Source organism: Qipengyuania gaetbuli (assembly GCF_009827315.1).
Taxonomy (GTDB): Bacteria; Pseudomonadota; Alphaproteobacteria; order Sphingomonadales; family Sphingomonadaceae; genus Qipengyuania; species Qipengyuania gaetbuli.
On record NZ_WTYF01000003.1, the window covers coordinates 225,073 to 248,137 of the forward strand.

Genomic DNA, 23,065 nt, shown 5'->3' on the forward strand with positions numbered 1-23,065 from the left:
CGTCAGACCGGCGAATAGTCGGGAAAATTGCGCGCGCAGGCGGCCAGCATCGCGCGGGTCGCCTCCACATCCGCCACATCCAGCCCTTGGGGTGCGGCCTGCATCTTCTCGCGCGGGGGGAAGGTGCCATAGCCTGCAAACAGCGCATGCCAGCTCATCGCGGCATAGGCCGGTTCCTGCCCGTAAATGGCAGCGTTCGCCTCGGTAATGGGCTGGTGCGTGAACCATGCCGTCATCATCGATTTGAGATTGTCGGACAGCGCCTGATTGGCGGCATTTTCCCGCCAGTAATCCGTGTCGCTGCGCTGGTTCACCCGGTAGTGGGCGACGATGTAGTCGCGGATTCCGTCGTAGCGGGCAGCGATACGCTGGTTGAACTCGTCACGGTGCCGGTCGGTAAAGCCGCCGCTTTCATAGGCGCTGGCGAAATCGAGCGCGGTGGCGATGACGATATGCAGCGCAGTCGCCTCGAGCGGTTCGATGAAACCTTGTGAAAGTCCGGCTGCAAGGCAGTTGCGCGTCCAGCTGTTCTCCAGCCGGCCGACCTTCATCTGCAGGAAGCGCGCCTGCGGTTCGTCCGGTCCGAGGCCGAGCGCCGCGCGCAATTCGGCTTCTGCCTCCTCGTCGGAAATGTGGCGGGAGGAATAGACATAACCGTTCCCCACGCGCGTCGTCAGCGGGATCGACCAGCGCCAACCGGCCTTCATCGCCACGCTTTCGGTCTGAGGGACCACGGGACCGGAATGAGGGGTGGGCAAGACCACTGCGCGGTCGTTGAACAGGTTCTCGTCGAAAGGGATGAACCGTTCGCCTAGTTTCTGCTGGGCGATCAGCGCGGCGAAGCCCGAACAGTCGACGAAGAGGTCGCCCTCGATCCGTTCCCCGCCTTCGCACAGGAGCGCAGCCACGTCGCCGTGCGCATCCAGTTCGACGTCCTCCACCTTCAGCGCCCGGTGTCCGACGCCGCGCGGCACGGCCCAGTCGCGCAGGAACGCACCGAGCTTGTGGGCATCGAAATGGTAGCCGTAGCTTTGCGGGAACGGAAAGTTGGCGTCCGGCTGCGGCCCCTTGCGGCCCGCAGCGAGCGTCGCAGCAAGAAACCAGTCATCCGGGTGGGCGGGGACATCCACCCCGCGTCGGCGCAGTGCGCAATTATGGGTGAAGCCGGGCTCGGTGTGCAGGTCGACAGGGCCGGGGAAAGGATGGAAATAGCTCTCGCAGCCCTCCCGCTCGCTCCACCCGGTGAAACGGATGCCGAGTTTGTATGTTGCGTCGCAGGCAGCCATCCAGTCCGCTTCGGCAATGCCGAGATGGTCGAAAAAAGCCTTGAGCTGCGGGGTAGAGCCTTCGCCCACGCCAATGATGCCGATGGCGGGGCTTTCGACGACAGTGACGCTGCCCCCGCGGCCGCCCCATTCGCGGCGCAGCAGGCAGGCGGTGATCCAGCCTGCACTGCCGCCGCCCAGCACGACGACGCGGGGCGGTTTGGCCGCGTCCATCACCCCAGCGGCACGAACTCGATCGCAAAGCCGCCCGCAGGGGCAAGGCGAAGGTCGAGCGTCTTGTCGGAGGTCACGGTCATGGTCTCGACCTCCATCGCATGGCGATCGGCTCCAAGTCCATCGGCCTTTGCCCCGTCGCGCCACACGGTCGCGCGGTAGCTCTTGCCCGGGTCGAGGAAGCTGAGTGGCACCTTTGCCTGCCGTTCCTTGTCATCGGTCACGGCACCGACGTACCAGTTGAGCGTGTTGCGATCCCGCCGGGCGATAACCGCGAATTCGCCGACCTTGCCGTCGACCAGCATGCTTTCCGCCCAGTCGGCCGGCACGCGCTTCACGAAGTCCAGCGCCTGCGGATACTTCGCAATGTTTTCCGGCAGGTCGGCAACCATCTGGATGGGCGAATAGATCGCCACGTAGAAGGCCAGTTGGCGGGCAAGCGTGCTAGGAATGTCTGCCGCTTCGGCCCCGCGTCCTTCGAGCGAGAAGACGCCCGGCGTATAGTCCATCGGCCCTGCCAGCAGGCGGGTGAAGATCATCTCGGGTACGTGCCCGGCATCGTTCTTGGGCACGCCCCAGGCATCATACTCCGCACCGCGCGCGCCTTCGCGGCTGACCCAGTTGGGGTAGGTGCGGCGCAGGCCCGTGTCCTTGATCGGCTCGTGCGGATTGACGGCGATCTTGTGCTCGGCGGCTTCCTTCACGACCTTGAGGTGGTGGCGCGACATTTCCTGCCCGTCGTGCCAGACCAGGATCTCGCCTTCGCCGTTTTCGTCTGCGGGGGCGATCACGCTGCCCGCATCGGCGACATAGCCGGTCTTGACCGCATCGATGCCGAGCCGTTCGTAGAACGCCATGGCGTCGGCCAGCTGCTCTTCGTAGACCTTGATGTTGCCGCCCGTCTCATGGTGGCCGATGATGCGCACGCCCTTTTCGCGGGCATAGGCGGCCACCGCCTCGATATCGAAATCGGGATAGGCGGTGGTGAAGTCGAAATCGCGGCCATTGCCGAACCAGTTGCCGTCCCAGCCCAGGTTCCAGCCCTCGATCAGCACACCGCGAAAACCGTGTTCCGCGGCGAAATCGATGTGCTTCTTGGCATTCTCGGTGGTCGCGCCATGCTTGGCACCGCTCGCCCAGCTGGTGTTGTCGAGATGCATTTCCCACCAGATGCCGATGTACTTGTGGGGCGTGAACCAGCTGACGTCGCCGAGCTTGTTCGGCTCGTTGAGGTTGAGGATGATATTGCTCTCGAATAGGCCCTTGGGGTTGCTAGCGATCTGGATCGTGCGCCAGGGCGTGGTGAAGGCACCTTCGCGGATGACCTTGGGCCCGCGGGGCGAAGGCGAGAGCAGGGCCCGCAGGCGCGTGCCGTCCATGCGCTTCAGCCACATACCCGAATAATCGACCAGCGCAGCCTCGTGGAAGGAGAGGTGGAGTCCATTGTCCATGACCATGGTGACTGGCGTGTGGACCGTGGAAAGCGCGCTTACCGGAGTCTTCTGGTAGAGGTATTCGTAGCGGTTCCAGTCACCTGCAGGGATCGACCAGGCGGTGCCGTCGCCCGCGATGTTGAACTCGGTCAGTTCGTCGGCGATCCGGTAGACCGGCTGCGACGCGCTTTCGGGAAATTCGATGCGAAAGCCCATGCCGTTGTCGAACACGCGCATCCGCACCGTGATCTCGCGCGCCGATGTATCGCGCTGGCGGAAGGTCACTGCGAGCTCGTTATGAAAGTCCTGCACCCACTGGCGTTCGCCCCAAGGTTGTTCCCAGCTGCTCTGGTGCGCTTCCTCGCGGAAGGAGACGACTTCGAAATTGCGGCGCATGGGATCGGCATCGGTGAAGTTGAAGCCGAGGTTCGACTTGGTGATCACTGGCACGCCGTCGCGTGTGACCTCGTAATAGGGAATGCCTTCGCCGTCCGCGTCCAGCGTTACCTTGATCCGGCCGTCGGGCGAGGTGACGGTTTCCGCCTGTGCCGCACTGATGGGAAGGAGCGATGCGCCCAGCAGCAGGGCAAGTTGGCGGATCATGCGGCAGTCTCCAGGATGATGGCGGAGTAGGGGGGAAGTGCGGTCAAACTGGCGCCGCCGATGGCGACCAGCGGCTGGCCGTTGCAATCCTCGCAGGCAATCGTGCCCGCGCCGAGGTTGAAACGGCAGCACAGGCGCTGGCCGCCGGCCTCGCGGACCAGTTCGAGCAGGTCGCCGTCATGCTTGCAAGCGACCACGGGGCCGTGGTGCAGCGCCGGATTGGCCTTGCGCAGGGCAATCGCCTGGCGCGTGAATTCGAGTAGCGAGCCCGGCGCGCCGTCTTGGGCGGATACGGCCTTGCCGAGATTCTCGTCGCCCACCGGCAGCCATGGCTGGCTGCTGCCGAAACCTGCATCCCCGCTGGCATCCCAAGGCATGGGAGTGCGGGCGCCGTCGCGACTAAGGGTCAGCGGCCAGTTGGCGATGGCTTCGGGATCGTGCAGCTGGTCGAACGGGATATCGACCTGCGTGAGGCCCAGTTCTTCGCCGTAATAGAGGATGGCATTGCCGCGCAGGCTCATCAGCAGGAGCACCTTGAGCCGGGCAAAGGCGTCGCGGTCCTGCGGAGCGCACCAGCGGCTCAGCGCGCGGGGCGCGTCGTGGTTCTCGAATGCCCAGCTCGGCCAGCCGATACCGTCTTCATCGGGCCATTCGGCCAGCGCGGAGCACACCAGCGTCGGCGTCAGCTTCTCGGCATAGAGGAAGTTGAACCCGTAGGCGGAATTGAGATGGCTCTCGCCTTCCGTGAAGGCCTTCATCTCGCGTTCTGCATCGTCCCCGCCAACTTCCGCGACGGTGAACACACCTTCGTATTCGTCGGTCAGGGCGCGGATACGCTCGATGAAGGCGGGAATGTCGGGGTGCGACTGGTTGTAGGTCTTGAGCTGGAAATCGAACGGGCGCGTGCGCTGCCGGTCGGTCGCCGGCGCCGGCGGATTGTCGCGCAGTTGCGGGTCGTGCATCGCGAAATTGAGCGCATCGATGCGGAAGCCGTCGACCCCTCGTTCCAGCCAGAAGCGCATGACGTCCAGCACTGCCTGCTGTACCTGCGGATTGTGCAGGTTCATCTGCGGCTGGCTGTTGAGGAAGTTGTGCAGGTAATACTGGCCGCGGCGCGCGTCCCAGGTCCATGCCGGCCCGCCGAACACCGACTGCCAGTTGGAAGGTGGCGAGCCGTCCGGCTTGGCATCGGCCCAGACATACCAGTCGGCCTTTGCATTATCGCGGCTGGAACGGCTTTCGGCGAACCAGTCGTGCTCGTCAGAGGTGTGCGAATAAACCTGGTCGATCAGCACCTTGAGGCCCAGTTCGTGCGCGCGGGCGACCAGCGCGTCGAAATCGGTCAGCGAGCCGAAGATCGGGTCGACGTCGCAATAGTCGGACACGTCGTATCCGAAATCCTTCATCGGCGACTTGAAGAAGGGCGAAATCCAGATCGCATCGACACCCAGGCCGGCAATGTGCGGCAGTTTTTCGGTGATGCCGGGAAGGTCTCCGATGCCGTCTCCGTTCGAATCGCGGAAACTGCGCGGATAGATCTGGTAGATCACCGCACCCTTCCACCAGGGCAGGTTGGCAGCGTCGGTGTGAACGTTCACAATTCGACTTGCGCGGTTCATTTCGAGGTCTCCGAAACGCGGCACACGGCCCAGCCGAACGCGGGAAGGTTAAAGGCGGCGCTGCCCGGCGCGGTTACTGCTGCGGGACAGGCTCCTGCAAGCGTGTCGAGGCGGCGGGCATCGTAGCCGAGCATCACATTGGCGCTGCGCTGGGCGCCGGTGGTATTGAACACGGCGAGATATTCCGTCCCATCGTCCGGATCGAACCTGCTGACGGCGAAAATGCCCGGCTCCTGCTCGTAATGGCGCACTTCCTGGCGGCCGCGGGTGAGGGCGGGGTGCGCGCGCCGGATGGCTGAGAATTCCGCGATCAGGCGGAACAGCGGATGGTTCTCGTCGAAATTGCTGTCGGCAGTGGTTGCATCCGTGCCGATCAGGTCGTTGTCGTTGTAAACCGCGGTGCGCGAAGGGAACATGTCTTCGCGGGCTAGCTGGTCGTTGCCGTCGCCGACGAAGCCCTGCTCGTCTCCGTAATAGATGACCGGGCTGCCGCGCAGGCTCAGCATCATTGCATGGCCGAGCATAACCCGCTTCAGCAGTTCGTCCTGTGAGATATCGGGCTTGTCCCATCTGATGAGCGTCGAGAAGCGGCCCATGTCGTGGTTGCCGAGGAAGGTGGGCAGTTTGCCCGCGGTTTCCTCGCCGCCTTCATACAGAACGTCGCCGTCGAACATATGCGCCAGGACGACCGTTCCCTTGTCCCGCCCGAGCAGTTCGCGCATCGCTGCCTGGAAAGCGAAATCGAGCACGGCGGGCAGTTTGTCGCGGCGCGTGTATTCGGCGATGTAGCCGTTTTCCGGGATGTCCTTGTAGACCTCGCCGAACATGTGGAAGTTGGGGATGCCGTTCTCTTTCGCCACGGCTTCGAGGGCGGGCACGAACTCCTGCCAGAAACCGGGATCGACATGGCGCGCGGTGTCGATGCGGAAGCCGTCGACGCCGGTATTGCGTACCCAGTCGCCGAAAATCTCGATCATGCCTGCCCGCACGCGCGGGTGCTCGGTGAACAGGTCGTCGAGGCCGGAGAAATCGCCGAAGCGGCTGTCTTCGCCCGTGAAGGAGCTGTTTCCGCGGTTATGGTAGAAGATCGGATCGTTGAGCCAGGCGGGGACCTTCACGTCCTTTTCCGCCTCGGGCACGACAGGGATGTAGGCGTAGTTCGGATCGGTCAGCTTGGCGAAATTTGCCTCGCTGCTGTCGCTATCGCCCATGAAACCTTCGTTGATGCGCGCACCATCGGGGCCGCCGCGCGTCGAATAGGGATAGTCGCCCTTGCTGCGGTATTCGAAATTGGTCGCATCGCCATCGGCATAGGTGATGACGTCGGCCGTGTGGTTGGTGATGATGTCCATGTAGACCTTCATGCCGCGCGCATGGGCGGCGTCGACGAAGGCCTTGAACTCTTCCCGCGTGCCGAAATGGCCGTCGGGACGGGTGAAATCGGTGACCCAGTAACCGTGGTATCCCGCGCTCTCGTCACCCGGAGGTCCCTGCACCGGCTTGTTCTGGAAGATCGGCGCGAACCAGATGGCAGTGACGCCCAGCTTCTCCAGATAGTCGAGCCGGTCGGTCAGCCCCTTTAGGTCGCCCCCGTGGAAGAAACCCTTGGCCGTGGGGTCGTAACCCGTCTGCAGGCGGTCGCCCGTGAAATCGCCCAGATCGTTCGTCGGGTCGCCGTTCTCGAACCGGTCGGGCAGGACGAAATAGACGATTTCCTCGCTTGGCAGGCGGTCCCTGAAATTCACTTCCGGCCCGGTCGAAACGGCAGCGGGCGGGGTCTGCGCCGTCGCACAGGCCGCGAGGCCCAGGGCCAGGAGGGGAAGGGACTTGCGGATCATGCGGGGACTTCCTGCTGGGGAGGGGCTTTGATGAATTGCTGCACGAAATCGAGATGTCGCGGCATCTGCTTCACCTCTTCGATGAGGGCGAATTCCGTGCCGTCGAGGAGCTGGCGCAGTTCCTCTTCTGCAAGCGTGTCGGCGATCGGGTTGTAGCCTCGCGCTTCCACGCCCTGTCCGACGAACACTTGGAACCAGCCCACTTCGGTGAACAGTTCCTCGTGCTCGCGGTGAATGAAACCGGAGGCCCGCCAGTTTTCCAGCTTGGCCTCCAGCGTGTCCGGCAATTCCATGTGCCGGACTGTGTCCCAGAAGGGCTCTCCCTCACGTTCGTTGGCCGTGTAGTGAAGGACGAGAAAATCGCGGATGCGGGTCCATTCGAAATCGGCCTGGTCGTTGAACCAGTCGACGATGGCCGGATCGGGCCGGCCAGCCGGAAGGACCGACAGGAACCTGCTGATCGCGCTCTGGATGAGGTGGATGCTGGTCGATTCCAGCGGCTCCATGAAACCGGCTGCGAGGCCCAGAGCAAGGCAATTGCCCTGCCAATGGCGCCGGCGCTTGCCGGTGGTGAAGCGGATGGGGCGCGGATCACCCAGCGGCTCGCCATCGAGGTTGGAAAGCAGGGTTTCGGCAGCCTCGTCGTCCGACAGGTGTGCCGAGGAATAGACCATGCCGTTGCCGATGCGATGCTGCAGCGGGATGCGCCACTGCCAGCCTGCCTTGCGCGCACTGGACCGCGTATAGGGTGTGAAATCGCCGCCATTGGCGCAAGGGACGGCCATGGCGCGGTCGCATGGTAGGTATTGGGTCCAGTCATCGAACCCAGCGCCCAGCGCTTGTTCGATCAGCAGGCCGCGAAACCCGGTGCAGTCGATGAAGAAATCGCCCTCGATGCGCTCTCCACCCTCGAGCGAGAGGGCTGCGATGGTGCCGGTGTCGCCGTGCTGTTCGACCTGCGCGATCATGCCTTCCTTGCGCACGACCCCCCGGGCCTCCGAGAAGCGCCGGAGGTAAGCGGCATAGAGGCCTGCGTCGAAATGGTAGGCATAGGGCATTTCGGGCGATTGCGGTGTGCGGCGCCCGCGCTGCATGCGCATGGTACGCGCAGCGAGTTCATTGAGCGAATAGCGGATCAGCGGCTTGGCAATGCCGAGCTTTGCAGCACGGAGCCAGTAATGCTGGAAGGGCAGAAGTCCGACGCCGCGGCCGATATTGCCGAAGGCGTGCATGTAGCTTTCGCCTTCGCGCCGCCAGCCGTCGAATTCGATGCCGAGCTTGAAGCTGCCCTTGGTTTCACGGACGAACTCCGCCTCGTCGAGACCGAGCGCGCCGTTGAACAGATGGATCTGCGGGATCGTTGCCTCGCCTACGCCGACCGTGCCGATGGCATCGCTTTCGACGAGAGTGATCGAGGTCCCGGGCTGGGCGAAACGGGCAAGGGCCGCCGCTGCCATCCAGCCGGCGGTTCCGCCCCCGGCTATCACGTATCTGGTAATGGTGTCCTGGGTCATGGCTCTGGGCTCCCGTCACGCCGGATGCGCGGGCCATAGCATGGCTGCGCATCCGGCGTATCGGGGACGGGGCGGTCCGGAGGAGATGTGGACCGCCCCGCCGTCGATAGCCGATCAGAACTTGTAGGAAACGCCGACCAGGTAAGTCCGGCCGTATTCCTCGTAGTCGACAATGAACTCGCGATTGCCGTCGGTGTAGTTGATGAACGGCTCATCGGTGAGGTTCAGCGCCTGCAGGGTGAAGGCGAGACCGTCGAGCGACGAACCTTCCTGGAAGCGATAGCCGATCTGCGCATCGAAGATCGATTCCGCATAGGTCTGGCGGAACGAACGGCTGGCCGAGATGCCGATAAATTCGGCAAGGAAGCCGGTACGATAGCGGTGGCTGACACGCGCTTCGAAGCCGCTGTTTTCATAGTAGACGGTGGAGTTGACCACCCACTTCGACAGACCGGGTGTGTCGACGTTGAACGTGTCGCCATTGGACAGGGTCACGTCGAGCTTGCTGTCGGTGTACGACGCGCTCGACTGGACGCCGAAGCCCGGGAGGAAACCGGTCATGTCGCCCAGCGGGAGGGCGATGCTGCCTTCCACGCCGAAGATGTAGCCTTCCGCACCGTTGTCCGGACCACCCACGAGGCCCTGCGTCTGGTTGCCGGTGGCAGCGAATGCAAGCTGCTGGGTCGGCGTCAGGGTCGGGACGAGGTAGGAGAAGTCACGCAGAACCGGAGCGTTCGGGTTCACGAAGTCGTCCAGCCACTTGTAGTAGGTCGCAAGCGCCAGGTAGCCTTCGCCGCCGAAGTACCATTCGAACGAGGCGTCGATGCCGTCTGCGACATAGGGACGCAGCTGCGGGTTGCCGCCGCCACCGCTGAAGATCGAGTTGAACCCGCTCGACGGGGGCTGGTTGGCGATGCTGGCGTTATACGAAGCGTTCAGCTGGTCCATGCGCGGACGGGCCAGAGTGCGGGCTGCACCCAGGCGCAGCTTCATGTCCGGCGAGATTTCGAAGTTGAACGTCGCGCTGGGCAGGACGTGGGCGTATTCGTCGCCGCCGGCCACCGGGATCAGCGCTGCGCCGATACCGCCGTTCGACTGGAAGCCGTCCGAGCTCTGGTCGGTGAAGACCAACTGCACGCCGATGTTGCCTTCGACCGGGATCGCGCCGAGCGAACCTTCGAGGTCGGCACGAAGCCAGCCGTTCCAGACCTTCTCGTTAACGGACCAGTCACCCGGGAAGGGCAGGCTGGAGCTCTGCACGTCGGTCAGGATGTAGGTGCCGTTGTTGAGCAGGACGAAGGGATCGTAGGCGACCTGCGGACCGAAGCCGAGGAAGTCGAGGCTGGCGATCGGGGTCAGCAGCGCATCGCTCGGGATCGGCAGGCGGGTCACTGCGCCGTTGGCGGCATAGACCGAGGGGCCGCCGGCAAGGCTCAGGAAGTTCTGCACGATGTCACGCGACTTGGTGCGATCGTCGAAGGCGATACCGGCAACGAGGTTCTTGACCCAGCCGCTGTCGACCTTGCCGATGACTTCCGCACGGGCCGACCACAGTTCGTCGTCCGTCGAGGTGTCGTTGATGAAGCCGGCCTGCACGATGCCGCCGGCACCCCAACCACGCGGGTCGGTCAGCTGGATGAGGCTGGTGTCCGAATAGTCGATCGTGTTGGTGAAGTTGAACGGGAAACCGCTCGACGGACGGGTGTAGGTCACCGTGTCCGACGGACCGGAAGCATTGGCCGCATAGGTCAGGCCCGAATAGCTTTCGATCTGCTGCAGGCGGCGGTCCGAGCTCGAGTAGGAGACGTCGAAGTTGAGGATGACGTCGTCGTTCTCGTACTTGGTGTTCCAGCCGGCAGCGAAGGTTTCGGTGTCCTTGCGGTCGTAGTCGTTGCGGACCACGGGCTGGACGCCGGTGAAGGTCACGCTGTCGGGGAATTCACCGCCGCTGTTGTCGGTGATCGTTGCACCCGAACCCCAGCCGGGGTTGAGCGGGAATTCGATGCCGCGCTGCGGGATACGCTCGCGATAGTCGGCATAGAAGATGTCGATCGTGGTGTTCCACTCGAGGCTCGGCTCCCATTCGAGGGTCCCGAACACGCCCAGGCGATCGAGGTCGACCGACTTGGCGAAGGGCTTCATGCCGCCAAGGACGTTGTAACCGGCGTCGTTGGGATAGCCCCAGGCGTTGAACTTCTTCACCTGGCTCGGGCTCGACTGGTAGGCGACGCCGACCGCGAGGCCGAGCGTGTCGTCGGCGAACTGGTCGACATAGGTACCGGTGGCGCGATAGCCCCAGCCCTTCACGTCGGGGTTGAGCGAGCCGTCTTCGTTGAACTCGAGGCGACCCGAAAGCGAAACGATGCGCTCACCCTTGGCGAGCGGGCGGATGGTGCGAAGGTCGACCGTACCGGCCAGGCCCTGGCCGATGAGACCGGCGTAAGGCACCTTGTAGATGACGCCCTGGTCGATGAGTTCGGCTGGATACTGGTCGTATTCGACGGCGCGGTTGTCGCCAGAGGACACGAGCTGGCGGCCGTTCAGCAGCGAAGTCGAATAGTCGGGGCCGAGGCCGCGGATCGAGAGGCTCTGCGCACGGCCGTCGATACGCTGGACGGCGAGGCCGGGCAGGCGGCCCAGCGTTTCCGCGATCGAGACGTCGGGCAGCTTGCCGATGTCTTCCGAGCTGAATGCTTCTGCGATAACCGGCGCGTCGCGCTTCAGGTTGATCGCGGTTTCGAGCGCCTGGCGGTAGCCTTCGACGACGATGATGTTGTCTTCGCCCGGCTCTTCCTGCGAGGCGGTTTCATCGCCCGGCTCGACCGAGGCTTCCTGCGCCATTGCGGGCGTTGCGAATGCGGCCAGTGCGATAGTGACGGCGCCGGCGCTGATGCCCCCGACGAGCTTGGAACGAAATGCCATAATCGTGCTCTCCCTGATGGCCGGTCCTGGCTTTTCTTAAGGACCGACTCGATACCCCACAGGCGGCGGAAACCCGCCCGTATTGCGGCTTGAATACGTGTCCGCAGGCGGGCTCAGGAAGACAGCATACGTATACGCAACCGGTTCGCAGGGGGGCGAGTCGCGGAAATGCCACACAGCTGAAAGCCGGTCAGTCGAGGAACAGATTGAGTGTCAGCCGACCTTTTCTCGGGTCGGGATCGGGCACGAAATCTGCCCCCAAATCAGCGCAGTGGAGCGTGTTTCCGCGATAGATGACCATGGAGTTGAATGCGTCGGAGACGCGGTGGATTTGCTCGAAAATCGCTGTGTCGCCGGAGATGTATGCGGGGCCCGGAAGCCCGTGTTCGGCAGTCGCGGCCTCCAGTTGCGAGCGGTAGGTGCCGAACCGCTCGCCATCGACGCTTTCAAAGCCGGTTGCCCGCTGGCGATAAAAGGCTGTCCCGCCGCGATGGGCCTTGTCGAGGTAGAGCAGCACCGCAAGCCGCTCGCGCTCGGTGCCGTCGAAATGCGGCAGGCGCTGGATGGGTGCCAGGTCCGCTGGCGCATGGGTGACAACCGAAAGGTAGCACTCGCGAAAACGCGACAGCCGCGGCAGGGCGAAGACCTCGGCCAGTCGTTCCAGCAGCGGTGCGACCAATGGCATGCTGATCTTTTCGGACACGGCCGCGCGGATGCCGGGATAGAAGGCCCCATGGGTCCCGAACCGGTGCCGGGCCGCGATCTCGACCACCGCATTGGCATCTACCAGCGCATCGGCCACGGTCACGACCGGCTGCGCTTCGGCGCCGAATGTCTCCATTGAGATTGTAGCTCGGGGCGAAAGGGCGAGGGGGCTTTCCATCTTCGCCACGTCCAATACCGCGTTTTTATTCGCTTTGAAGGGCCTGCCGCTTTGCATGATCGCTTTGTCGCGCTTATGGTCCGGCCGTGGACCGGTTCTCCGGTCCGGAGGAGAGAGATGGGACGCAAGCCGACTGGTCGCCCGACCAGTTTCGACATTGCCTATGCTGCCGGAGTATCGCAGCCGACCGTAAGCCGCGCCCTTCGCGGCGACCGTTCCGTGAGCGCGCAGACGCGAGAGAAAATCCGCCAGATCGCGCAGGATCTCAATTACACGGTCGACAAAAACGCATCCTCGCTCCGCTCGCAGCGCTCCAACACGATCGCCTTGCTGTTCTTCGAGGACCCGACGCCCGACGAGAGCATGATCAATCCCTTCTTCCTTGCCATGCTGGGTTCGATCACGCGGGCCTGTGCGGATCGCGGGCTGGACCTGCTCATCTCGTTCCAGCGCATGGAGGACGATTGGCACGTGAAGTACCAGGATAGCCACCGTGCCGACGGGCTCATCCTGCTCGGCTATGGCGACTACACGCTTTACACGCCCAAGCTTCAGAAGCTGGTGGATCAGGGCACGCATTATGCGCGCTGGGGTTCGGTCAGTCACGATGCCAGCGGCGCGACCGTGGGGACCGACAATGTCGATGCCGGCAGGCAGGTGGCCGCCCATTTCCTCAAGACCGGACGGCGTGACGTGGTCTTCCTTGGCGAGGCGGGGGACACCAGCCCGGAATTTGCCGGCCGCTACGAGGGGCTGCGCTCCGCTCTGGAAGAGGCTGGCCTTGCCGCGCCGCCCTGCTTCGCTGCGATCACCACGGAAGAGGCGGGTTATGCCGCAGCCCGGACCTTGCTTGCCAGCGGCCGTGCCTGCGATGCCATTTTCGCCGCGAGCGACCTCATCGCGATCGGCGCCATGCGCGCGCTTGCCGAAGCGGGCAAGCGGGTGCCGGCGGACATCGCGGTGGTCGGATTCGACGACATTCCTGCCGCCAGCCTCACCACCCCGCCGCTGACAACGGTGATGCAGGACATCAAGGGGGCCGGGGAGGCGCTGGTCGATGCGCTTCTTGCACAGATCGAAGGGCGCGAAATTCCGCCGCACAAGCTGCCCGGCAAGCTCGTCACGAGGGGCAGCACGGCGCCGGTCTGAGGCGCTACGTATTCGTATACGTGTTTGCGCAAAGGCCCGCTTCGTGCGAGCCACCTTCCGGATAGACCGGGCATGACGACCCGGCCGGGAGAGGACTGTTCGCATGGCGACCACGAGCGCGGCCGAAACCGCACAGCTAGAAACACGCAAGCCGCAGGTCGGCTGGGGCCAGCTGGCCAACATCAGCTTCGGATTCTTCGGCATCCAGATCGGCTTCGTGCTGCAGAATTCCAACATGAGCCGCATCTTCCAGACGGTGGGCGCTTCGCTCGACGACTTGCCCGCACTCTGGGTCGCTGCACCGCTTACCGGCTTGATCGTCCAGCCCATCATCGGGCACCTGTCGGACAAGACCTGGAACCGGTTCGGCCGCCGCCGGCCCTATTTCATGACCGGTGCGCTGCTGGCCGCGATCTCGCTGCTGCTCATGCCGCTGGCACCTGCATTCGGCGCGCCGTTGCTGTTTGCCGCTGCCCTGCTGTGGGTGCTCGATGCCAGCCTCAACATCTCGATGGAGCCGTTTCGCGCTTTCGTCGGCGACATGCTCGACAAGTCGCAGCATGCAACCGGCTACGCGGTCCAGACCGCCTTTATCGGCGCGGGCGCGGTCGTCGCCGCCATCTTCCCTTGGCTGCTCGAGCAATTCGGCGTGAGCAACGTGGCCCCGGCAGGCGAAATTCCCGACACGGTCAAATGGAGCTTCTGGGCGGGCGCTGCAGCATTGTTCGTCGCCATCGGCTGGACGGTCGTGACCACCAAGGAATTCAGCCCCGAGGAAATGGCCGCCTTCGAGAGCGAGCGCGAAGCCGAAGCAGGCCAGAGCGTGCGGGCGCTGGCGGCGAAGACCTACACCTCTGCCGCCGTCTGGATGGCACTGGGCCTCGCAGTCGCTCTTAGCGTGAGCCCGCTCGGGCTGGAGAAGGAAATCCTCCTGCTTGGCGCGCTGCTCGCCGGTTACGGCCTGCTCAGCATGATCGCCATCTCGATGGCGAAGAAGGGCCAGCACGCCAACATGCTGTCGAGCATCGTGGGCGATTTCAGCGGGATGCCAGACACGATGAAGCGGCTGGCCGTGGTCCAGTTCTTCAGCTGGTCGTCGCTCTTCATCATGTGGATCTATTCGGGGCCCATCGTGTCGCAATATTTCTACGGCAGCGCCGACCCGACCACCGCCGCCTATAACGAAGGCGCGAACTGGTGGAACCTGATCTACACCGTCCAGAACGGTGTTGCCGCGGTTGCCGCACTCATCCTGCTGCCTGCCTTGTCGAGGAAGATCGGCAAGGCGTGGACGCATACGACGTGCCTGTCGCTCGGTGCGCTCGGCTTCCTCGGGTATTTCGTGCTGCGCGATCCGAACCTGTTGATCGTGTGCGAAATTCTCAAGGGGATCGCCTGGGCCTCGATCCTGGCCATGCCCTATGCGATCCTCGCAAGCTCGCTGCCGCAGGCCAAGCTCGGCATTTACATGGGCCTGTTCAATATATTCATCGTGGTCCCCCAATTGCTGGTGGCGACGGTCATGGGCAGCATCATGAAGGCGTTCTTCCCTGGCGATCCGGTGTGGACGATGCTGTTTGCGGCCGGAAGCTGGATGATAGCTGCACTGGCCATGCGGCGAGTGGCCGTAGCGGCGTGAGCGGCACGGGCCTGATCGGCGCGGTCGAGGGCGGGGGGACCAAATTCGTCCTCGCGCTTGCAACGCCCGAGGGCGAGCTCGTCGAGCGCCACAGGATCGACACGAGGGCAGGCGAGGAGACACTTGCCGAGATGTCCGGCTGGTTTGCCGGGGCGCAGGCCAGGCACGGTGCCATCGCGGCTTTCGGGATCGCCAGCTTCGGTCCGATCGGGATCGATCCGCAAGCGCCCGACTACGGCGTCTTCGGCACTACCCCGAAACCGGGTTGGCCGGGGGCGAGCTACTGTGAAGCTCTCGACAGGTTCGGGGTGCCTGTCGCTATCGATACCGATGTGAACGGTGCGGCGCTGGGAGAATATCGCGCCGACAGCAGCTGTTCGACGCTTGCCTACACGACCGTGGGAACCGGCATCGGAACCGGCGTGGTCAAGCTGGGCCGCCCGCTCACGGGTTTTTCGCATTACGAAGCCGGACACATCCGCCCGGTCCGCGATCCGTCGCGGGACGAGTTCGCCGGGCGTTGCCCCTATCATGGCGATTGCCTCGAAGGTCTCGCCAGCGGTCCGGCGATCCTCGAACGCTGGGGGCATGACCTCTCCAGCGCGAGCGGGGAGCAGATCGCGCTCATCGCAGGCTATCTTGCCGATCTCGCTGCGACGCTCGTGCTGCTGCACATGCCCGACCGACTGGTATTCGGCGGCGGCGTCATGAAGGCGAGCGGGATCATGGACAGCCTGCGCCAACAGACACGGGCCAAGCTCGGCGGTTACGTGCCGGCTTATGACGGCGACCTTTCGGATCGCATCGTGGCTCCGCGCCTCGGCGATGATGCAGGGATCGTCGGTGCAATCGAACTCGGGCGCCGCATGCTGGAGAGGGTATGACGATGGGCAAGGCTTCTAGCTGGGCATTGGTCGCTGCACTGGCAGGCTTTCTATTCGGTTTCGACACGGCCGTGATTTCCGGTGCCGAACAGGCGGTGCAGCGGGTGTGGCAGATGTCGGATACCGTGCATGGCCTTGCCATCTCGGCTGCACTCTGGGGTACGGTCGTAGGCGCCCTGCTGGGCGGCTGGCCGGCCGACCGCTTCGGGCGCAAGAAAACGCTCGTCTGGATCGGTGTGCTTTACGCTGTTTCGGCCATCGGTTCGGCGCTGGCATGGGATCCGGCAAGCTTCATGTTCTTCCGCCTGGTCGGCGGAATCGGCGTGGGTGCAAGCTCGGTTGCCGCACCCGCCTATATCGCCGAGATCGCCCCGCGCGAGAGCCGTGGGCGACTGGTCGCACTGTTTCAGTTCATGATCGTTTTCGGCATCCTCGTTGCCTTTGCATCCAACTGGCTCATCGGCGGCATGGGCGAGGACAGCTGGCGCTGGATGCTGGGCGCAGAGACGCTTCCCGCGCTGGCCTACCTCCTGGCGACCTTTGGCATTCCGGAAAGCCCGAGGTGGCTTTGCGTCAATCGTGGCGAGACGGAAAAGGCGCGGGCAATCCTCGCCTCGATCAATCCAGACACGGTCGATGAAACGCTCGCGGCAATCCGAGCGGAAGCGGCGGAGGATGCGCGCAGCATGGCCTGGTCGCGGTTCTTCGACGGGCATTTGCGGCGTCCCATCCTGCTGGCTTTGCTGATTGCATTCTTCAACCAGTTGAGCGGCATTAACGCGATCATCTATTACGCGCCGCGCATCTTCGAAATGAGCGGAGCCGCTGCGTCGACCGCACTGCTCGCTACTGTCGGTATCGGGACGGTGAACCTTGTCTTCACCTTCGTTGGTCTCGCCCTGATCGATCGCGCGGGGCGAAAGCCGCTGATGTATCTGGGCAGCGTCGGGTACATAATCTCGCTTTCGATGACCGCCTACGGTTTTGCCAGCGGCCAGTTCGCCCTGGTTCTACCCTTCATCTTTGCCTTCATCGCCGCCCATGCCGTCGGGCAGGGTGCGGTGATCTGGGTCTACATCAGTGAAATCTTTCCCAGTGCCGCACGGGCAAAGGGCCAGAGCCTGGGAGCGGGCACCCATTGGGTGTTCGCCGCGGCACTGACGCTCGTCATGCCGGCCGTCCTCGCCAGCGTGTCGCCTGTGACCATCTTCCTGTTCTTTGCCGGGATGATGGTTCTGCAGCTCGCCTGGGTGCGGATTTCCATGATCGAAACGCGCGGGAAGTCGCTTGAAGACGTCGCCGCCGAACTTGCCAACCCGAACCGGAGTGCTTCCGAATGAAACGTCTGATTGCTGCATCCGCCGCTCTTGCACTGGCTGGCGGAGCCTACGCCATGGGTGATGCGCCCGAAGAGCCTGAAGCCAGCCCGTGGGAACCGCGCGACGTGGTCACGCTCGAGAACCCGGAATGGGCGCGCGACGCTGTGCTCTACCAGATCAACACCCGCCAGTTCACTGAAGAGGGCACTTTCCGCGCCGCGCAGGAGGAACTGCCGCGCCTAAAGGAACTGGGCGTCGACGTGCTGTGGCTCATGCCGATCCACCCGATCGGCAAGGAAAACCGCAAGGGCACGCTCGGCAGTCCCTATTCGGTACAGGACTATTACGGAGTGAACCCGGAATTCGGCACGAAGGAGGACCTCAAGGCCTTCGTCGATGCCGCGCACGCGCAAGGGTTCAAGGTCATCCTCGACCTCGTCGCCAACCACACCGCGTGGGACAACGCCCTGCGCACCGAACATCCCGACTGGTACGAGAAGAGCTGGGACGGCGATTTCCGCCCCACGCCTTGGTGGGACTGGTCGGATATCGTCGATCTCGACTGGACCAAGCCCGGCGTGCGCGAACACGTCGGCGGGGCGATGGAATACTGGGTGCGCGAATTCGGCATCGACGGCTACCGCGCCGACGTGGCCGGATATGTCCCGCTCGATTTCTGGGAAACCATGCGGCCGCGCCTCGAGGCGATCCGGCCGGTGTTCATGCTTGGCGAGGTGCAGCAGACCGCGTGGCACCACAAGGCCTTCGACGCGACCTATGGCTGGGACTGGCACGTCACCTCGAAAAACGTGGCGCAGGGCAAGGGAAATGCGACCAGCTTCTATGGCTATTACGCCGAGAACGAGAGCCTGTGGCCGCGCCAGGCCATGCGCATGACCTATATCGAGAACCACGACAGCAACGCCTGGGAAGGCACGATGGCCGAAAACTACGGCCCCGCGCTGAATGCCATGACGGCCCTGTCCTTCACCGGCGAAGGGCTCGCCATGGTGCACAACGGCATGGAGGCCTGCAATGCCAAGCGGCTCGAATTCTTCGAGAAGGACGCGATCGACTGGAGCCAGGGCGAGGGCTGCGACTACGCAGCGCTGGTCAAGGAACTGATCGCGTTCCGCAAGGCGAACCCCGCGCTCGAAAACGGCAAGTGGGGTGCGCGCATGCACCAGGTCGTCACCGACAGGCCGCAGGAAGTGCTGGCATGGGCGCGGCAGGAAGAAGGCAACAAGGTCGTCGGCCTGTTCAACTTCTCCGGCTCGGAAGTGACCGCGAAGCTGGCCGACGGGCTGGCCGCCGGCACCTATGATGAGTTCCGCGGCACGGACAAGGTGACGCTGAGGGCAGGCGACAGCGTGACGCTGCCGGCATGGGGTTTCCGCCTGCTTTCGACCAAGGGCGAATAGGGCCTCTCCCGGCTCTCGCCGTTTCCGGCTTGAAAACAATCCTATCCCGCAGGCGACCAAATGGCGCTTGCGGGACGGGAGGCTTCTGGCCATCTCACAGGCTCGCCGATAGAGATTACGCAGACCCCGGGCCCGACCGTCGATGACCCTTACCCATCTCCAGCGCCTCGAAGCCGAGAGCATCCACATCATGCGCGAAGTGGTGGCGGAGGCGGACAAGCCGGTGATGCTCTATTCGATCGGCAAGGACAGCGCGGTCATGCTGCACCTGGCGAAAAAGGCCTTCTACCCTTCGCCGCCGCCGTTCCCGCTGCTCCATGTCGATACGACCTGGAAATTCCGCGACATGTACGATCTGCGCGAGAAGAGCGCGCGCGATGCCGGCATGGAACTGCTCGTGCACCGCAATCCGGAAGCCGAGGAGCGGGGTATCAACCCCTTCGACCATGGCCCCCTCCATACCGACATGTGGAAGACGCAAGGGCTGAAGCAGGCACTCGACAAATACGGTTTCGATGCCGCTTTCGGCGGCGCGCGCCGCGACGAGGAAAAGAGCCGCGCGAAAGAGCGCATCTTCTCGTTCCGCACCGCCAGCCATGGCTGGGACCCCAAGAACCAGCGCCCCGAACTCTGGAACCTCTACAATGCCCGCAAGGCCAAGGGCGAGAGCATCCGTGTCTTCCCCCTGTCCAACTGGACCGAGCTCGACATCTGGCAATACATCCATCTCGAAAACATCGAGATCGTGCCGCTCTATTTCTCCGCCCGGCGGCCGACCTTCGAATACGAGGGCGGGCTGTTCATGGCGGACGATATCGAACGGTTGGAAAAGGTCATGGGCGGCCGACCCGAGATTACCGAACGTTCGATCCGTTTCCGCACGCTCGGCTGTTTCCCGCTGACCGGCGCGGTGGAGAGCGAGGCGGCGACGCTGCCCGAGATCATCCAGGAAATGCTGCTGACCACCACGTCGGAACGGCAGGGCCGCGTCATCGACAAGGATGGCGGTGATGCCTCGATGGAGAAGAAGAAGCAGGAGGGCTATTTCTGATGTCGCAGCCCACCTACCAGACCGACGCGCTGATCGCGGAGGACATCGACGCCTATCTCGACAAGCACCAGCACAAGTCGATGCTGCGCTTCATCACCTGCGGCAGCGTCGATGACGGCAAGTCCACGCTGATCGGACGCCTGCTCTACGACAGCCGCATGATTTTCGAAGACCAGCTCGCCGCGCTGGAAAGCGACAGCAAGCGGGTGGGGACGCAGGGGCAGGAGATCGACTTCGCTCTTTTGGTCGACGGTCTCGCTGCCGAACGCGAGCAGGGCATCACAATCGACGTCGCCTACCGCTTCTTCACGACCGAGAGCCGCAAGTTCATCGTCGCGGACTGCCCGGGCCACGAACAATATACGCGCAACATGGTGACCGGCGCCTCGACCGCAGACCTCGCCGTCATCCTGATCGATGCGCGCAAGGGCGTTTTGACGCAGACGCGCCGCCACAGCTTCCTGTGCCACCAGCTCGGCATCCGCCATCTCGTGCTGGCGGTGAACAAGATGGACCTGATCGGTTACGACCGGGCAGCCTATGACGCGATCGTGGCCAACTATGCGGATTTCGCGCAGAGCATCGGTATCGAGGGCTTCACCGCCATCCCGATTTCGGGCCTTGCGGGCGACAATATCACCGCGCGCTCGGGCAATACCGGCTGGTACGATGGCCCCACGCTGATGGAGCACCTGGAAGCGGTCGAGGTTCGAAGCGACGCCAATCTCGCGCGCCCGTTCCGCATGCCGGTGCAGTGGGTGAACCGCCCGAACCTCGATTTCCGCGGATTTTCCGGCCTGATTGCCTCGGGCAGCGTGAAGCCGGGCGACGAAGTGCGCTCGCTTCCCTCGGGCAAGACCAGCCGCGTGAAGGCGGTCGTGACGATGGACGGAGATCTTCCCGGAGCAGGCGCGGGCCAGTCGGTCACGCTCACGCTGGAAGACGAGATCGACTGCTCGCGCGGCGATGTCCTGGCTGCCGCCGACAGTCCGCCGCAGGTCGCCGACCAGTTCGAGAGCACGATCGTCTGGATGGACGAGGAACCGCTGGTCGTCGGGCGCGGCTACTGGCTCAAGCTCGGCACGCAGACCGTCAGCGTGACCGTGGCCGAACCCAAGTTCGAGATCGACGTCAATTCGATGGACCGCCTCGCGGCCAAGACGCTGCATCTGAACCAGATCGGCGTTGCCGAAATCACCACGGACCGACGTGTCGTGTTCGAGCCTTACGAGCAGAACCGCACGCTGGGCGGCTATATCCTCGTCGACAAGCTGACCAACCGCACGGTCGGGGCGGGGATGATCCACTTCGCCCTGCGCCGCGCGCAAAACGTGCACTGGCAGGCGACCGACATCACGCGTGACGACCACGCCGCAATGAAGAACCAGAAGCCGCGCGTGCTGTGGTTCACGGGCCTGTCCGGCTCGGGCAAGTCGACCATCGCCAACGAAGTGGAAAAGAAGCTGGCGATGATGAACCGCCACACTTTCCTGCTGGACGGCGACAACATCCGTCACGGCCTCAACAAGGACCTCGGCTTTACGGAAAGCGACCGCATCGAGAACATCCGTCGCATCGGCGAAGTCGCCAAGCTGATGACCGATGCAGGCCTTATCGTGCTGACCGCTTTCATCAGCCCGTTCCGTGCCGACCGCCAGCTGGTCCGCGACATGATGGGCGAGGGCGAGTTTATCGAGATTCACGTCGACACCCCGCTCGAAGTGGCGGAAGCGCGCGACGTGAAGGGCCTCTACAAGAAGGCGCGCGAAGGCAAGCTGAAGAATTTCACCGGCATCGACAGCCCCTACGAAGTCCCGGAAAACCCGGAAATCCGCGTGAACACGGTGGAAATGACCCCGGAAGAGGCTGCCGACTACGTGATCTCGAAGATCCTGCCCCTCAAATAGGGGAGGGCCGGATCAGTCGACGAAATCGTCGACCCGCTCGATGATGATCGCCGGGGCCATGCCGCCTGCCGCGCACATGGTGACGAGGCCGTAGCGCTTGTCCTGGCGTTCCAGCTCGTCGACCATCGTGCCGATCAGGATCGAACCGGTCGCCCCGATCGGGTGGCCGAGAGCGATCGAGCCGCCGTTGACGTTGACCTTGTCCCAGTCGAGATCGAGGTCGCGCACGAACTTGGCAGCGACCACGGCAAAGGCCTCGTTGATTTCGTAAAGGTCGATGTCGTCCTTGGTCAGGCCGGCCTTTTCCAGCACCTTCTTCGCGGCGGGGACCGGCGCGTTGAGCATCAGCGTGGGGTCATCGCCCATATTGGCAGTCGCCACGATGCGGGCACGCGGCTTGAGGCCGTGCTTCTGCGCATAATCCTTGCTGGTCACCAGCACGGCGGCGGCACCGTCGACCACGCCCGAGCTGTTGCCCGCGTGGTGGAAATGCTTGATCTCGAGGTCGGAATACTTGGCATTGACCAGGCCCGCGAAGGTCGTGCCGTTCTTGTCGAGCGGGACATTGGCGATCTTGGCGAAAGCCGGCTCCAGCTGGCCGAGGCCCTCCATGGTGGTTTCGGGGCGCGGGTATTCCTCGCGGTCGAGCACGACATTGCCGTCGTCGTCGACCACGGGCACGACCGACTTCGCAAACCGGTTCTCCGCAATCGCCCGCGCAGCGCGCTGCTGGCTGCGATAGCCGACCTCGTCCAGTTCCTCGCGGGTGAAGCCTTCCATCGTGGCGATGGCATCGCCGCACACGCCCTGGTGGCTCTGCGGGTGGGTGCGCATCAGGCGCTCGTTATAGCTGCCCATCATCGGAGGGCGCAGGCCCGCGGCCATCTTTTCCTTCGACATCTGGGCGGTAAGGCTCATCATTTCGGTGCCGCCTGCCACGACGCAATCTTCCATGCCGCTCATCACCTGCGCTGCAGCCAGGGCGACCGAAGTGATCCCGCCGCCGCAGAAGCGGTCGAGCGTCGTACCGGAGGAGGTGATGTCGTAGCCTGCATCGAGCGCGGCCATGCGGCCCATGTCGCCCGCCTGCATGCCGTCCTGCGTGCTAACCGACCAGATCACGTCGTCGACGGTCTTGGTGTCGAGATGGTTGCGGTCCTTGATCGCCTTCAGGCAGGTCGCGGCGAGGTGCTGCGGATGCATTGCGGCCAGCGCGCCCTTGCCCTGCTTGCCGATTCCGCGCGGAGTGCGGACGGCGTCGATGATATAGGCTTCGGACATGGCTTGATCCTCTCTCGTCTTGTCGAATCTTGCGGCTTTTGCCGGTTGACGTTTGCGTAAACCTCAAGCAGCAAGGGCGCAAGAACAGTTTCAGTTTGCAATG

General features: G+C 63.8%; 15 protein-coding genes. 7 read left to right on the forward strand and 8 right to left on the reverse strand.

Annotation, left to right across the window (positions count from 1 at the left end):
• Nucleotides 1-2: 2 nt before the first annotated feature.
• From GRI42_RS01295 to GRI42_RS01325, 7 genes are all read right to left on the reverse strand, one after another.
• On the reverse strand, nucleotides 3-1,499 hold the full coding sequence (locus GRI42_RS01295; protein WP_160606261.1) for a tryptophan halogenase family protein: 1,497 nt from the start codon (nucleotides 1,497-1,499) through the stop codon (nucleotides 3-5).
• Nucleotides 1,499-3,535: a glycoside hydrolase family 97 protein gene (locus GRI42_RS01300; RefSeq protein ID WP_160606262.1), complete on the reverse strand. Its 2,037-nt coding sequence runs from the start codon at nucleotides 3,533-3,535 to the stop codon at nucleotides 1,499-1,501. Before GRI42_RS01300 ends, GRI42_RS01295 begins: the two co-directional genes overlap by 1 nt.
• Nucleotides 3,532-5,133 carry an alpha-amylase family glycosyl hydrolase gene (locus GRI42_RS01305; protein ID WP_407692147.1) on the reverse strand — a complete coding sequence of 534 codons (1,602 nt, stop codon included), beginning with the start codon at nucleotides 5,131-5,133 and terminating at the stop codon, nucleotides 3,532-3,534. The genes GRI42_RS01300 and GRI42_RS01305 overlap by 4 nt, the downstream gene beginning before the upstream one ends.
• Before the next feature lie 17 nt (nucleotides 5,134-5,150).
• Nucleotides 5,151-6,992, reverse strand: coding sequence for an alpha-amylase family glycosyl hydrolase (locus GRI42_RS01310; RefSeq protein ID WP_160606264.1), 1,842 nt, complete (start codon nucleotides 6,990-6,992; stop codon nucleotides 5,151-5,153).
• Nucleotides 6,989-8,506 carry a tryptophan halogenase family protein gene (locus tag GRI42_RS01315; RefSeq protein WP_160606265.1) on the reverse strand — a complete coding sequence of 506 codons (1,518 nt, stop codon included), beginning with the start codon at nucleotides 8,504-8,506 and terminating at the stop codon, nucleotides 6,989-6,991. Before GRI42_RS01315 ends, GRI42_RS01310 begins: the two co-directional genes overlap by 4 nt.
• Before the next feature lie 114 nt (nucleotides 8,507-8,620).
• Complete coding sequence (locus GRI42_RS01320; RefSeq protein ID WP_160606266.1) at nucleotides 8,621-11,428, reverse strand: TonB-dependent receptor; 2,808 nt, start codon at nucleotides 11,426-11,428, stop codon at nucleotides 8,621-8,623.
• 190 nt (nucleotides 11,429-11,618) lie between these two features.
• A complete protein-coding gene (locus GRI42_RS01325; protein ID WP_325065279.1) occupies nucleotides 11,619-12,368 on the reverse strand; it encodes a DUF6445 family protein in 750 nt (249 codons plus the stop codon).
• 60 nt (nucleotides 12,369-12,428) lie between these two features.
• Between GRI42_RS01325 and GRI42_RS01330 the strand changes: the two genes are divergently transcribed.
• The 7 genes from GRI42_RS01330 to cysN all read left to right on the forward strand — a co-directional run bounded on the left by GRI42_RS01330 (nucleotide 12,429) and on the right by cysN (nucleotide 21,681).
• A complete protein-coding gene (locus GRI42_RS01330) occupies nucleotides 12,429-13,460 on the forward strand; it encodes a LacI family DNA-binding transcriptional regulator (RefSeq protein ID WP_160606268.1) in 1,032 nt (343 codons plus the stop codon).
• A 103-nt stretch (nucleotides 13,461-13,563) separates the two neighbouring features.
• Nucleotides 13,564-15,099, forward strand: coding sequence for an MFS transporter (locus GRI42_RS01335; RefSeq protein ID WP_160606269.1), 1,536 nt, complete (start codon nucleotides 13,564-13,566; stop codon nucleotides 15,097-15,099).
• Nucleotides 15,096-15,983, forward strand: coding sequence for an ROK family protein (locus GRI42_RS01340; RefSeq protein WP_160606270.1), 888 nt, complete (start codon nucleotides 15,096-15,098; stop codon nucleotides 15,981-15,983). Before GRI42_RS01335 ends, GRI42_RS01340 begins: the two co-directional genes overlap by 4 nt.
• Nucleotides 15,984-15,985: 2 nt before the next feature.
• Nucleotides 15,986-17,323 carry a sugar porter family MFS transporter gene (locus GRI42_RS01345; RefSeq protein ID WP_234033755.1) on the forward strand — a complete coding sequence of 446 codons (1,338 nt, stop codon included), beginning with the start codon at nucleotides 15,986-15,988 and terminating at the stop codon, nucleotides 17,321-17,323.
• Nucleotides 17,320-18,723 carry an alpha-amylase family glycosyl hydrolase gene (locus GRI42_RS01350; RefSeq protein WP_160606272.1) on the forward strand — a complete coding sequence of 468 codons (1,404 nt, stop codon included), beginning with the start codon at nucleotides 17,320-17,322 and terminating at the stop codon, nucleotides 18,721-18,723. Before GRI42_RS01345 ends, GRI42_RS01350 begins: the two co-directional genes overlap by 4 nt.
• A 142-nt stretch (nucleotides 18,724-18,865) precedes the next feature.
• Nucleotides 18,866-19,774 carry a sulfate adenylyltransferase subunit CysD gene (gene cysD, locus GRI42_RS01355; protein WP_160606273.1) on the forward strand — a complete coding sequence of 303 codons (909 nt, stop codon included), beginning with the start codon at nucleotides 18,866-18,868 and terminating at the stop codon, nucleotides 19,772-19,774.
• Nucleotides 19,774-21,681 carry a sulfate adenylyltransferase subunit CysN gene (gene cysN / locus GRI42_RS01360; RefSeq protein ID WP_160606274.1) on the forward strand — a complete coding sequence of 636 codons (1,908 nt, stop codon included), beginning with the start codon at nucleotides 19,774-19,776 and terminating at the stop codon, nucleotides 21,679-21,681. Before cysD ends, cysN begins: the two co-directional genes overlap by 1 nt.
• A gap of 12 nt (nucleotides 21,682-21,693) precedes the next feature.
• Here the strand turns inward: cysN and GRI42_RS01365 are convergent, their stop codons facing one another.
• On the reverse strand, nucleotides 21,694-22,962 hold the full coding sequence (locus tag GRI42_RS01365; protein ID WP_160606275.1) for an acetyl-CoA C-acetyltransferase: 1,269 nt from the start codon (nucleotides 22,960-22,962) through the stop codon (nucleotides 21,694-21,696).
• Nucleotides 22,963-23,065: the final 103 nt, after the last annotated feature.

Bases quoted from the DNA above. Each gene is read 5' to 3' on its own strand.
- GRI42_RS01310 (WP_160606264.1), bottom strand. From the start codon at position 6,992: ATGATCCGCAAGTCCCTTCCCCTCCTGGCCCTGGGCCTCGCGGCCTGT.
- GRI42_RS01365 (WP_160606275.1), bottom strand. From the start codon at position 22,962: ATGTCCGAAGCCTATATCATCGACGCCGTCCGCACTCCGCGCGGAATC.
- GRI42_RS01350 (WP_160606272.1), top strand. From the start codon at position 17,320: ATGAAACGTCTGATTGCTGCATCCGCCGCTCTTGCACTGGCTGGCGGA.
- GRI42_RS01315 (WP_160606265.1), bottom strand. From the start codon at position 8,506: ATGACCCAGGACACCATTACCAGATACGTGATAGCCGGGGGCGGAACC.
- cysD (WP_160606273.1), top strand. From the start codon at position 18,866: ATGACCCTTACCCATCTCCAGCGCCTCGAAGCCGAGAGCATCCACATC.
- cysN (WP_160606274.1), top strand. From the start codon at position 19,774: ATGTCGCAGCCCACCTACCAGACCGACGCGCTGATCGCGGAGGACATC.
- GRI42_RS01320 (WP_160606266.1), bottom strand. From the start codon at position 11,428: ATGGCATTTCGTTCCAAGCTCGTCGGGGGCATCAGCGCCGGCGCCGTC.
- GRI42_RS01295 (WP_160606261.1), bottom strand. From the start codon at position 1,499: ATGGACGCGGCCAAACCGCCCCGCGTCGTCGTGCTGGGCGGCGGCAGT.
- GRI42_RS01300 (WP_160606262.1), bottom strand. From the start codon at position 3,535: ATGATCCGCCAACTTGCCCTGCTGCTGGGCGCATCGCTCCTTCCCATC.
- GRI42_RS01345 (WP_234033755.1), top strand. From the start codon at position 15,986: ATGGGCAAGGCTTCTAGCTGGGCATTGGTCGCTGCACTGGCAGGCTTT.
- GRI42_RS01325 (WP_325065279.1), bottom strand. From the start codon at position 12,368: ATGCAAAGCGGCAGGCCCTTCAAAGCGAATAAAAACGCGGTATTGGAC.
- GRI42_RS01330 (WP_160606268.1), top strand. From the start codon at position 12,429: ATGGGACGCAAGCCGACTGGTCGCCCGACCAGTTTCGACATTGCCTAT.
- GRI42_RS01335 (WP_160606269.1), top strand. From the start codon at position 13,564: ATGGCGACCACGAGCGCGGCCGAAACCGCACAGCTAGAAACACGCAAG.